7 protein-coding genes are annotated in these 11,648 nt (G+C 39.5%); 4 read left to right on the forward strand and 3 right to left on the reverse strand.

Annotated elements, in window-relative coordinates; genetic code table 11:
• Nucleotides 1–25 precede the first annotated feature (25 nt).
• The 4 genes from E1176_RS12985 (at nt 26) to E1176_RS13000 (ending at nt 7,776) form a co-directional block, all read left to right on the forward strand.
• The gene (locus E1176_RS12985) at nt 26–1,129 is read left to right on the forward strand and encodes a hybrid sensor histidine kinase/response regulator (RefSeq protein ID WP_155211063.1); all 1,104 of its coding nucleotides are present in this window, start codon (nt 26–28) and stop codon (nt 1,127–1,129) included.
• Nucleotides 1,130–1,208: 79 nt separating this feature from the next.
• Nucleotides 1,209–4,664 (forward strand): G8 domain-containing protein, encoded by a 3,456-nt coding sequence (locus tag E1176_RS12990; RefSeq protein ID WP_155211064.1) that lies wholly within the window; start codon nt 1,209–1,211, stop codon nt 4,662–4,664.
• Between the two features lie 179 nt (nt 4,665–4,843).
• On the forward strand, nt 4,844–5,182 hold the full coding sequence (locus E1176_RS12995) for a PadR family transcriptional regulator (protein WP_155211065.1): 339 nt from the start codon (nt 4,844–4,846) through the stop codon (nt 5,180–5,182).
• Nucleotides 5,179–7,776 carry an ABC transporter permease gene (locus E1176_RS13000; protein WP_185152796.1) on the forward strand — a complete coding sequence of 866 codons (2,598 nt, stop codon included), beginning with the start codon at nt 5,179–5,181 and terminating at the stop codon, nt 7,774–7,776. Before E1176_RS12995 ends, E1176_RS13000 begins: the two co-directional genes overlap by 4 nt.
• A 56-nt stretch (nt 7,777–7,832) precedes the next feature.
• Here E1176_RS13000 and E1176_RS13005 read toward each other — a convergent pair whose 3' ends face one another.
• The 3 genes from E1176_RS13005 to E1176_RS13015 form a co-directional block, all read right to left on the reverse strand.
• Entirely contained in the window at nt 7,833–10,040 is a 2,208-nt protein-coding gene (locus tag E1176_RS13005) for a tetratricopeptide repeat-containing sensor histidine kinase (RefSeq protein WP_155211067.1), read from the reverse strand.
• Between the two features lie 119 nt (nt 10,041–10,159).
• The gene (locus tag E1176_RS13010; protein ID WP_155211068.1) at nt 10,160–10,573 is read right to left on the reverse strand and encodes an energy transducer TonB; all 414 of its coding nucleotides are present in this window, start codon (nt 10,571–10,573) and stop codon (nt 10,160–10,162) included.
• A gap of 142 nt (nt 10,574–10,715) precedes the next feature.
• Complete coding sequence (locus tag E1176_RS13015; RefSeq protein WP_246206047.1) at nt 10,716–11,477, reverse strand: LytR/AlgR family response regulator transcription factor; 762 nt, start codon at nt 11,475–11,477, stop codon at nt 10,716–10,718.
• Between the last annotated feature and the right edge of the window lie 171 nt (nt 11,478–11,648).

Below are 11,648 nucleotides of genomic sequence, written 5' to 3' on the forward strand. Positions count from 1 at the left end.
TCAAAATTAAAGCAGAGACAGAGATATGCAGTACTCCATACTAGTAGTTGACGATAAGCCTGAAAACATAGCCCTTATCATGGAGTATCTCGGTGAAATGGGTATAACAAAAAGTGTTTATTCTGCACCCAATGGTAAAATAGCCTCGGAGTTGGCCCTCAAATACAGTCCTGACCTTATTCTCACTGACTGGGATATGCCCGAAATGACTGGCCTTGAATTGGTTAAATTCATAAAAGGAGATGAGGCTACCCAGCACATTCCTATCATTATGATCACCGCTGTAATGACTGAGCCAAAACGCTTGCAGCAAGCCTTCGATAGCGGTGTTCATGATTTTTTAAGTAAGCCCTATAGTAAATTAGAGTTCTTTTCTCGTGTGGGAAATGCCATGAAGCTTGATCAGGCCTACAAGGAGGTAAATCTGGCTAAATTACGGTTAGAAGAACTTAATCAATTGAAAGACAAACTATTTTCTATAATTTCTCATGATATAAAATCTCCTCTGGCCAATCTTCACTCTATATTAATGATGATTGATCAGGGTATTATGACTAAAGAAGAGGCGTCAGAATATTACCAGGCCATTGACAGTAATGTCGTGAGTGTGATAACGCTTTTAGAAAATCTTCTGGAGTGGTCTCAGTGGCAATTGAGAAAGGGTGTAGTGCCTAAAGAAGTCGACATAAGGCAAGAAACAGAAGCCATTTTTTCATTAGTAAAAAATCAGGCTACTAAGAAAAATATAGATTTGGTGAATGACGTGCCTGATGAGCAGGTAGTAAAACTAGATAAAGACATGCTTGCCTTTGTTATACGTAATTTGGTCACCAATGCCATGAAATTTACAAGCAATGGAAGCGTTTCTGTCAATAGCGTACTAGATGATAATTCTATCCATTTAAATGTTGTTGATACCGGCATAGGAATGGATGAAACTAAATTAGCTAGCCTATTTAAAGGCCAGCGTGTTGACTCAGAAAAAGGTACACTTATGGAACCCGGAACAGGCGTGGGGCTCACGCTTTGTCAGGAATTCGTTGAAAGTAATGGAGGGAAAATCTCCGTGACAAGCGAAGTGGGCAAGGGTAGCATTTTTAAAGTTTTCCTTCCTCTCAGCGAAAATTAAGTTACACTCGAAATTTTTTCGATTTCTCGGTAACCCTTTGCTTTTATAAATCACCAAGGGGTAAAATCACTTAGAAATCATGAAAAAACTTATTCTCACCTGCCTTATCCTGTTAATCTCAGGTGAGGTATTTTGTCAAATAGCTACAGCAAGAAGAAACCCATCAAATCCTGTTTGGTCACACCCGGAATCGTGGGACATTGGCATGGCGCCATCCATGTATCACAAGGTAGTTGTACCAGTTGATGTAGAAATCAAGATCGATAGAGATGTAAAAGTCAAAGACATCACCATACATGGCCGGGTAGAAGTCGATATGACCAAAGACATTGGCATATCAACAGAATATATTTTGGTAGATGGACCCGATGCTCGCTTTGAGTGGGGCACGGAACTAAATCCATACACAAAAAAAGGGGTTATCGGTCTTACAGGTAATAATTCCACAATTGATGTGAGTGGTCTCGGTACTAAATTTATAGGTGCGATTAATAGGGGAGAGATTGATATCCATGGAGAGAATCGTGTCAGCTGGACAAAGCTGAGCAGAACAGCAGATGCGGGAACAGAAGAATTGTTCTTTGTATCGAGCACTGACTGGCGCGTGGGAGATGAGATTGTTGTAGCATCAACAGATTATAGTGCACATCAAGCAGAAAAAAGAACAATAACAGCTGTAAGCGGAGGTGGTACAAGGGTATCTATAGATACTCCGATTGATACCATGCATTATGGTGAACTTCAACATTATAAAGGAGGGTCGCTTACTTTGGATGAAAGAGCTGAAGTAGGTTTACTTACCAGAAATATTTTGATCATGGGCGAGAATCCCGGAACTGATGGATTTGGTGGACATATCATAATCAGAGGAATGGGTTCTAAAGGAAGAATATCGGGTGTAGAACTCTTCCAGATGGGGCAAAAGTCGAGGTTAGGCCGTTATCCTGTGCATTGGCATCATGGTATGAATGCGGCTGGTCAATATATCAAAAACAGCAGTATTCACAAGTCATTCAATCGTGCTGTCACGGTACATCATACAGATAATGCACTGATAGAAGAAGTGGTGGCTTATGATCATATTGGCCATGGTTTTTTCCTCGAGGCGGGTAGTGAAAGAGGCAATGTGTTCAATTATAACTTAGGCATATTAACCCGTAAGCCTAAGCTGGGAGAAGAAGTTCAATTACATGATAGGGTAGAAGATCCGCTTGATTTTGCCACTTTATTACCAGCAACCTATTGGATAACTAATCCTGATAATACATTCATAGGAAATGTTGCAGCTGGTTCGGAGGGATCGGGCTTTTGGTTTACTGCTCAACCTTCAGTAATTGATAATCCCACCTCAGCTCTGGTACCAAAAAATTTAAAAATTACTTCTTTTCAAGGCAATACAGCTCATTCTAACAATTTCTCAAACTTAGCCATTGATGGTATGGCCAGGTGGAATGATCTTAATGGAGATGGGTTGGTTTCTCTAAGAGAAGAATCTTTTGAATATAGTGTCTATACACCCAATACTAGTGCCACAGACCCTCAGATAATCCCTGGTTTTACTTCTTACAAAAGTAGTGCTCGAGGTATATGGACAAGAGCTACCACCATTTATTTTGATCAATGCCGGCTTGCTGATTCTCACAAAAACACCTTCTTTTCATTTAATCAGATTTTGACTAATTCACTTACTGTAGGTCAATCAGATAATGTAGGTATTAGGCGAATAAATCAAACAGACACTTCGGTGCCTTATTCTTTGCCGGTATTAAGCATAGACCATGCAGACCAACGTAACAGATTACACGGACATACATTGTATGATGGCCCTTCAGGAATAAAAAATGTACACTTTGCCGGACTTGATAATGGAAATGCAGTGGGTATAAGCATTTTCGGAGCACATAGAAAAAGCCCTGTACACTGGTCTCAAGGTATCACATGGGAAGCGGGAACACCACATGAGGCAAAGGTAGACATGGATTTCAGCTCACACCTTGACAGTAACCTCAATACTGGTTTGGTCGACTTTGACGGTTCAGTAACGGGTATTGCAAATAGCAGGTTAACCCCTAAAATACAATGGCACCCATGGTCTACAGTCGATCCAATGGGAGTTTTAGATATCGCTTACAATGCTCAACTAGAAGTTTCTGATGTGCAAATTCCTGATTGGGACGCTATAAACACCTTTAATTTAAATGTAGGTACTATTCATCTCGAGCCCAATTGGGGACCAGAACCTGTTTCTGAATTTTATGCAATTCGATACAGAGGTCTGCCTCAAGAGTATGACAGACCAAGCCATCCAACCTTTTTATACGACCCGGGTAGGGGTAACTCTATCATTCAGCCATCAGTATATACGCATAGTGGCTCGTACAACAGAAATCAAATGTATATCTGGCAGTTTCACAAATTGCCCTATAGTGCCAAAATATATTTACAATGGGCAGAGTTTGGAGGTCAGATGATTTCGGCTATTCCTAATGTACCTTCAGACATAGAGCTGCACTATGAAGATGGCACTGCAGTGACTGTGGCCAGCGACATATATGACCTGACTACTGCTTCAAGTATTGAAAAGTATTTCATTTGGGATAATACCCTATACATCAGTCATTATGCTAACCAGTATTTTGATGATGTAGATATAAATGGTTTGCCCAATCATTACAGAAGTAAGCCTATGATCATGTGTCAACCAGGCCGTTGTGGTGCTGGAGGAGCAAGTGCAGACATGTTTTTGGCCGATTATGAAAATGACGACTATGATAGAAGTAGTCTCGATGGTGTCGGTATCACCACTCCTTCTGTTTATGTAAGTGCCGATGATCCGGGATACTGTCCTGCTGGAGATTGTGATGATTATATCATGTTTTACATGAAGACAGACGGTGACGGGGTAGATGAATATTTGCGCTACACTATGAATTTTTATGATCAACCCTGGACGCATTTTAACCAGATAAGATTTAAAGTCCTTGCTCCGGCTGTACAATTGATCTTAAAAGACCGTAGTGAAGGAGACGTAGATTTAGGAGTACGTGTTCCTGCCTCTGATTATAACCTTAGTTTTGATCTTTCAACTTTGAGCAAAGATAAAAGAGACGAAATATATGGCATAGAGCTTAGAATATACGAGTCTTACCTTGGCCCACTTAGTAGCAGATTCACAGTTGGTCTGGGCTTGTCAGAAGTTGTGTTGAGCCAGGCTGTTACATCTCATGGTACTGCCCGCACTATGGGACTTTCAGCTAAAGAAGACTCAAAATCAATTGATAAGAATATGAATTTATACCCAAACCCAACCAACGGCTCATTTACTATTTCCTCCAAACTTGGGTCTGAACAGCTAGTAAATGTGAAGATCTATGACACTATGGGAAAAGAGATGTATAGTTTTTCTGAAAAAGCCAATGACTCCTGGTCGCATACCTTTAACAAAGAAGGGCATAATTTACCAAATGGCTTGTATAAGGTAGTGCTAATCACAGATAATGAAAGTAGCGTTAAGATGCTTTTGATAAGGGATTAGTTGACTTAATAGCATAGGGCCAAAGAGAAAGCTGCCTTTGAAGTTGTACCAACAATGGTTCGACTTTAAGGTAGCTTTTGTTTTTAGAAGATTGTCGATCTCTAAATTTATTTTACTGACAAAAGTAAACTTTATAAAACCTTCTCCGTATATTACTGACAAAATGAAATAATATAATCATGAGTCGATCATATTTAGGTGAGTTTGAAGAGTTAGTACTGCTTACAGTAGGGGTGTTATACGAAAATGCCTACGCAGTAGCCATCACTAAGGAAATTAAAGAGCAATCAGGTCGGTCTGTCAATGTAAGTGCTGTGCACAAATCATTATACAGATTAGAAGAGAAAGGGATGCTTAAATCCGAGCTAGGTGAGGCTGAAGCTAAACGTGGGGGTAAGAGGAAACGGCTTTTTTCTATTACCCCTTATGGCAAAAAGGCGCTTGATGAGTCTATGGAATTGCGAACCAACCTACGAAATCAGATCCCTGAGGTGGCATTTAAATGGCAGATAGGATGACAAAGAAAACAAGCATACCTCGATTGCCATACCTCTTTTTTAAATGGTACTGCAGAAGCGATCGGTTTGAAGAGCTTCATGGCGATCTGGAAGAGATGTTTTACGATAGGCTAGATGAGTTTGGTCACTCAAAAGCCTCATTTTATTACTATCTGGATGTGCTACGCTGCTGCCAGTCGTATGCCTGGAAAAAATCAACAACTCAAAATACAACAATAGTTATGCTTAAAAATTACTACAAAACTTCTTCCCGAAGTTTAATGAAAAATCCCTTAAATGCATTTATCAATGTATTTGGTCTCTCACTAGCCATCGGCATCTGTATGTTGGTGTACGGTTTTACAAAATATGTCTATAGCATAGATCAGCATCACGTAAATAAGGAGAGTGTATTTCTTACCACCATATTTGTAGAGCGCGATGGCACCATGCAGCAAAATGGTCTAACACCGCGGCCATTAGCAACGATGCTCAAAGAAGACTTTCCTCAGGTCAGAAACACATGTCGTGTCGAAGATCAAAATGCAATTGTCAAGCATAAGGACAATGTTTTTCATGAGCAAGTTCGATATGTAGACCCGTCCTTTTTAGAAATGTTCACTTTTCCCTTAAAGTGGGGCGTACAAGATGCACTAGGCGATATGAATAGTGTGGTGTTGAGCGCTCAAATGGCCGAAAAATACTTCGGATCAGAAAATCCCATAGGTAAGGACTTGCAGATAATATTTGGGTTAGAAAATAGTAAACTGTTTAAGGTAGCCGGTGTCGCTGAAGAATTCCCGAAGGCAAGTGATATACGTTTTAGTTTCCTACTCAATTTTGACAACCTGGCTGTGGGGCATAAAGATTATGACGAGCATGATTGGGGTGAGTTGCTTAAGGCCACCTTTATACAATTAGATGAGCCTCATGCCATTGCAGAAATCGAAGCCAGCATGGATAAATACAAGGTGTTGCAGAATGAAGCCCAAAATACATGGGAAATTCATGACTTTGCATTTGAGCCATTAGCCACTTTATACGAGCGCTCACCAAATATTCAAAGTGATATTTCTTATGGAAGAGGAGATAATGCTGCGTCAGTGATTTTTTTAGGTATTATAGGTTTATTTATGTTGGCTCTGGCCTGTTTAAATTACATCAACATAGCTATTGTCTCGGCAACTAAAAGGTTGAAAGAAATCGGAGTGCGCAAGTCCATTGGTGCTACACGTCAGAAAGTTATCACTCAATTTTTGACAGAAAACATTTTGGTTACGACTATTGCACTGGTTTTTGGTTTTATATTAGGCACTGCTGTCATCATTCCATGGTTTGAAGCAATCAATGATTTTAGCATGGAATTTACCATCTATGATCCTTTGCTTCTTATTTACCTTCCACTGATACTTTTGCTTACGGGTGTGGCTTCAGGCTTGTACCCCTCATTATATATTTCCAAGTTCCATGTATCCAAGATATTTAAGGGGTCAGTTGAGTTTGGCAAGAAGAACCCACTTACCAAGATATTCTTAGGCTTTCAGTTAATATTGGCCTGTATTCTAATCACGAGTGCAGTAGTATTTACGCAAAACACGCGATACACTGCCAAACGGGGTTGGGGTTACAACCAAAAGGATGTGCTTTATACAGCTGTTTCTGGTGAGAAAGAGTTTGATCAACTGAAGGCATTGATGCAGCAGGAGTCAGCTGTACGGGCCATATCTGGAGCTGCCAATCACGTGGGTACAAGTGCGCTTCATGCCGTAGTTACATTACCTCCCAACAACAAATACGATGTGAAAGAGCTAGCTGTAGAAGCAAATTATTTCAATATAATGGGGCTGAAAGTTATAGAAGGAAGGGATTTTAACAACCACCCGGGTAGTGACAGGCAGGCCATAATAGTAAATGAAACACTTGTAAAAAACCTTAAACTAGATAAGCCATTGGGTATGGAACTGGGCTATGATAGTAGCAAATTCGAAATTATTGGTATTGTCAAGGATTTCCATAGCAACAACTTTTTTTATCCTATTGAGCCCATATTTTTCAGAGTGGCTGAGCCAGAAAATTATCAATACCTGGCCATGCAGGTTGAGGATGGAGAGCAATCTGAGGTGTATGCTAAATTAAGACAAAACTGGTCTTCGCTTTTTCCGGAAATACCGTTTCAGGGTGGGCATCAGGAAGATGTCTGGGGATTGTATTATGCCGAAATAAATGGGCATACCCAGTTTTGGCAGGTAATTGCAATAATTGCTGTGATGCTCGCAGCTCTTGGTTTGTATGGCTTGGTTACGCTTAATGTGTCTGGGCGCACTAAAGAATTAAGTATTAGAAAAGTTTTAGGAGCGAGGCTGGATCAAATTTTATCGGTCATTACTCGTCAATATACCTGGCTTTTTGTAATTGCATTGGCGATCGGTGCACCTGCCAGCTTTTTTCTTATCTCGTTTGTGCTTGATTTTGCGTATGCCTATCACATGCCAATAAACTACTCTGGGGTAGCTACGGCTGTTTTTCTACTGATTGCGGTACTACTCACTACGGTCTTCACCCAGATCGGTAGGCTATCAAAAACCAACCCGGTGGAAGGACTGAAAACCGAATAATCATTTAAATCATAGCAAAAGCACCGTGATTGATCAGGCAATCCGGTGCTTTTGTTTTATGCAACCATGGCACTTTCTTTAAAGGAAATTGAAAAAGTAGCACCAGGCTGTGAAATAATGTTTAAGTGGCCCTGAAGTTGTCTGGTGAGTGTATTTACAAGTTTAAGTCCAAGTGATTTTGAGTTCGCAATATCATAATCATCTACGAGTCCCTTTCCGGTATCGCTTACCACTAATCTGTACTTACCCGGCTCTTCTTTTCTTAAGCTCAGTTTAATTGTACCCTCTTTCATGTCCTGGAAGGCATATTTAAGCGCATTTGACAAAAGTTCATTGGTAATCAAACCCAGAGGTATGGCTGTGTCTATATCAAGCAAAATATCTTCGGTTTCGATCACCAGGTCTATGTCCTTGTCAGAATGGTAAGTTTGAACCAAAAATTCACTAAGCTGCCTCATGTATTCAGTCATATTTATCCGTGACAGGCTGTCGTTGATGTACAGCTTTTCATGTATCAAAGCCATTGTTTTCACGCGACTTTGGCTTTCTCTTACAGCATCGATCACTTTTACGTCTTTAGAACCCCGAGTTTGCATACTTAATAAACTAGAAATTACCTGAAGGTTGTTTTTTACCCGATGGTGGATTTCTTTTAGCAGTGTTTCTTTTTCAATGTTCTGCTGTGCAATTTCTGTGTTCTTGGCAAAAAGAAGTTTATTGGTTTTTTGCTTATGCTGAGCCCTACGATAGAAGACAAAGGCCAATATCACCAAAAGCACCACCAAACCAGCACTGTATTTGATTTGAGTAGATTTTTGATCGGCCAGCAAGGTCGCAATTTTACTTTCTTGCTCAAGTGCTGCTATTGCCTGGTCCTTTTTTTCTGTTTCATATTGCGTTTGTAATTCAGCTATCTGTTTAGATTTTGTGCTGTTAAATATGCTGTCCTGAAATTGATTAAAAAGTGTGAAATACTCGTAAGCCTCTTTATACCTATTCTGTTGCTTCATATTCACCGAAAGCGTGAGGTAGGATTCTTTAAGTAGATCAGGGCTACCCATAGACTTTCTTATTGCCAGTGAACGCATCAGGTAAGTGTCAGAAAGAGCGTAATCACCTAATTGCATATAAGTACTGCCTAAGTTATGGTAGATCTGCGATTCTGTAATTTGCGCACCTTCTTCATGAAATTTTAAAGCTGATTGATAATCTTCGAGGGCACTACCATATTTTTCCTGAGCAGTATTAATATCGCCTTTTAAAAGGTACGCTTTGGAAACACCAATACTGTCCTTGATCTGTAAGAGCATAGGTAGAGACTTCGAGACGTATGCTGAGGCTGAGTCTATTTTATTTTTTGATAGATAGAAGTTGCCTGCCTGGTTATGAAGAGCACCTAAACGGTACCAGTTGTCTGTTTTTTTGTAAAAATTAGTGGCCAATCTCATATATTTTAGCCAGTTGATATCATCACCTGTCTTGCTATATATTCTCAGCAAGGCATTATACCCATCATTTACCTGCCTGATATCATTGCGACTCTCACTCATTACCAGGCCTTTGAGTGCCAGCTGTAATGCCTTTTCATGGTCACCCATAATCTCATAGGTGGAGCTTTGATTATAATAAAAACCTATCCAACGTGGGCTCTCAGCAGCTGTATTGGTAGAAAGCACGGAATCTGTTCTGTCAAAAAATTGAATGGCTTCATTGAAATTACCGCTTTTACTATATGCTAATGCAATATTTTCTAAACACATCGCTACAGAAGAGGTATCTCTGGAATCTATAAAAATCGACATGGCTTTTTTGTAAGCATCAACAGACTTTTGATATTCGCTCATCCTTTCCAGGATTACGCCTAAGTTCATGGCCATGCCTGCGGCATCTTTCCTATGCCCCGCTTTTTTGTAGTAGTCGGAAGCTACGCTAAAACATTTACTGGCCGCCAGATGGTTTTCCTTATAAAATTCGAGTATTCCCATCCGGTCATTGATTATGGCGTAAAGCACATAATGCTCTTTGTAGGCCTCATTTTTAATGGCTGACCTAAAGCGCTCATATATCGACTTATCTAATGTTTTCTGACCTTCTTCACATAGTATTTTGTAGTATTCGATAAGAGCCTTAAAGTTCTTATTCTCAGTGGCGACCGCTATTTTATTGTCATAAATCTCAAGTGAGTCAGCGACCCAGCTATAATTTTGACCTAAAAGGGAGGCAGATATAAATATGAGTAAAGCTGATAAGTAGATCTTATACATTTTCAGGAATTAATAGATAGGGAAGAGGTTTTCTACAAGATAATGATATTATTCGTAAGTCTATGGTGAGAAAAATAAATGGCTAGCAATGGATTTTATGCTTAGCCATTTAAGTTGACCTAGTGATGCAGTTTAAATGTGATGGGCAATCTGTATTTTACTGCTTTTGCCTGACCATTTTGAAGAGCCGGAATCCAATACTCCATATTTGAAATCAGTCTTTTAGCCTCTTTATCAAGACCATGACTCACTGATTTGCTTATGGTTATATTTTCGATTTTTCCGTCAGCCATGATATCAAAATCGACCATTACTGTACCTTCGATGGCAAATAGTTTTTCAATTTCAGGATATTTCAAATTGTTGATCATATAGTTACTAATGGCTTCAGTACCTCCTGGGTAGAGTGGTGGAGATGTTCTTAAAACACTATTTGGTGATTTTTTGATGGTAGTGTTGTGTGCCAGCTGATCTTGAGCTAGTCCTGCGGAAGAAAATAATACTACGAGTAAAACTGTTATTAGGGCTTTCATATTGATAGATGTTTAAATTAACGATAGGTCAATATCATCAATAAGGAAGCTCACAACGTCTGCTTAGGTAGCAACGGTATGTATTTGTAAATGAAGCGTTATATTATGTAAATCAATAGAAATATGAGTGTCTGCTAGGCCGCTAAAGTGTCTTTACATGACTTAAAAGCCATGTATGCTGGTTTCTGCTGATGGGTATTTTTTTGTTGCCAACATGCACCTCTGTAGAATCTATAGCCTCAATAGCGTTTAAATTTATGAGAAATGACTTATGCACACGGGCAAACTGATAATCTGTAAGTTTTGATTCCAGGTCTTTTAAGATATACCGCACTACGTACTTTTTATCAGATGCAAATATGTTGGAGTAGTTACCATCAGCTTCGATATAAGCTATGTCGTTGAACTTTAATTTTACCAACATACCGCCATTTCTTACAAATAGACTATCGTTTACAACCAGCCCGCTGTCTATCGAACTTTGAGTTTTTGCCTCGTTTTCTTTCATAAAGTTATTGATGGCGATCTCAATCGTAGCATTTATATCTTTCTCCTGATAGGGTTTCACCAGGTAGCCATAAGGGTTGGTTTCCTTGGCTCGCTGCAGCGTGGTAGGATCTGCATGAGATGTGAGGTAAACGAATGGGGTCTTATACTGCGCTCGTATTTCACTCGCGAGATCTATACCATCCATGCCTCCTTTGATCTGGATATCGAGGAGTACAAGATCTGGTGAATGAGTCTCCAGTAAAACAAGTGCCTCGCGTGCACTTATAGCAAGTCCACAAACCTCATGTCCTAACTCCAGTAAAATACTTTTAAGGTCTTCAGCTATAATAAGCTCGTCTTCAACAATTAATACTTTATAAGTCGACATGGAATAGGTAAGTGTGCTGGTTTTCATAAAAGTAAACAAAATAAACTTGAAATAATCAAAATGTAGGCATTTGTGAGAAGTCAATTACTGAAGCTCTAAAGGCTAGAGAAGTCCAGAGATGAATGAGTAAAGTGAGATATATGTAAAAAATACTTTACATTAAGTAAAACATATATTACATTGTGTCCGTAATAGTTT

Origin of the sequence: Fulvivirga aurantia (assembly GCF_009711475.1) — a bacterium.
Classification (GTDB): Bacteria; Bacteroidota; Bacteroidia; order Cytophagales; family Cyclobacteriaceae; genus Fulvivirga; species Fulvivirga aurantia.

Excerpts from the sequence above, each read along its gene's own strand:
- E1176_RS12985 (WP_155211063.1), top strand. The coding sequence starts at position 26 with ATGCAGTACTCCATACTAGTAGTTGACGATAAGCCTGAAAACATAGCC.
- E1176_RS12990 (WP_155211064.1), top strand. The coding sequence starts at position 1,209 with ATGAAAAAACTTATTCTCACCTGCCTTATCCTGTTAATCTCAGGTGAG.
- E1176_RS12995 (WP_155211065.1), top strand. The coding sequence starts at position 4,844 with ATGAGTCGATCATATTTAGGTGAGTTTGAAGAGTTAGTACTGCTTACA.
- E1176_RS13000 (WP_185152796.1), top strand. The coding sequence starts at position 5,179 with ATGACAAAGAAAACAAGCATACCTCGATTGCCATACCTCTTTTTTAAA.
- E1176_RS13005 (WP_155211067.1), bottom strand. The coding sequence starts at position 10,040 with ATGTATAAGATCTACTTATCAGCTTTACTCATATTTATATCTGCCTCC.
- E1176_RS13010 (WP_155211068.1), bottom strand. The coding sequence starts at position 10,573 with ATGAAAGCCCTAATAACAGTTTTACTCGTAGTATTATTTTCTTCCGCA.
- E1176_RS13015 (WP_246206047.1), bottom strand. The coding sequence starts at position 11,477 with ATGAAAACCAGCACACTTACCTATTCCATGTCGACTTATAAAGTATTA.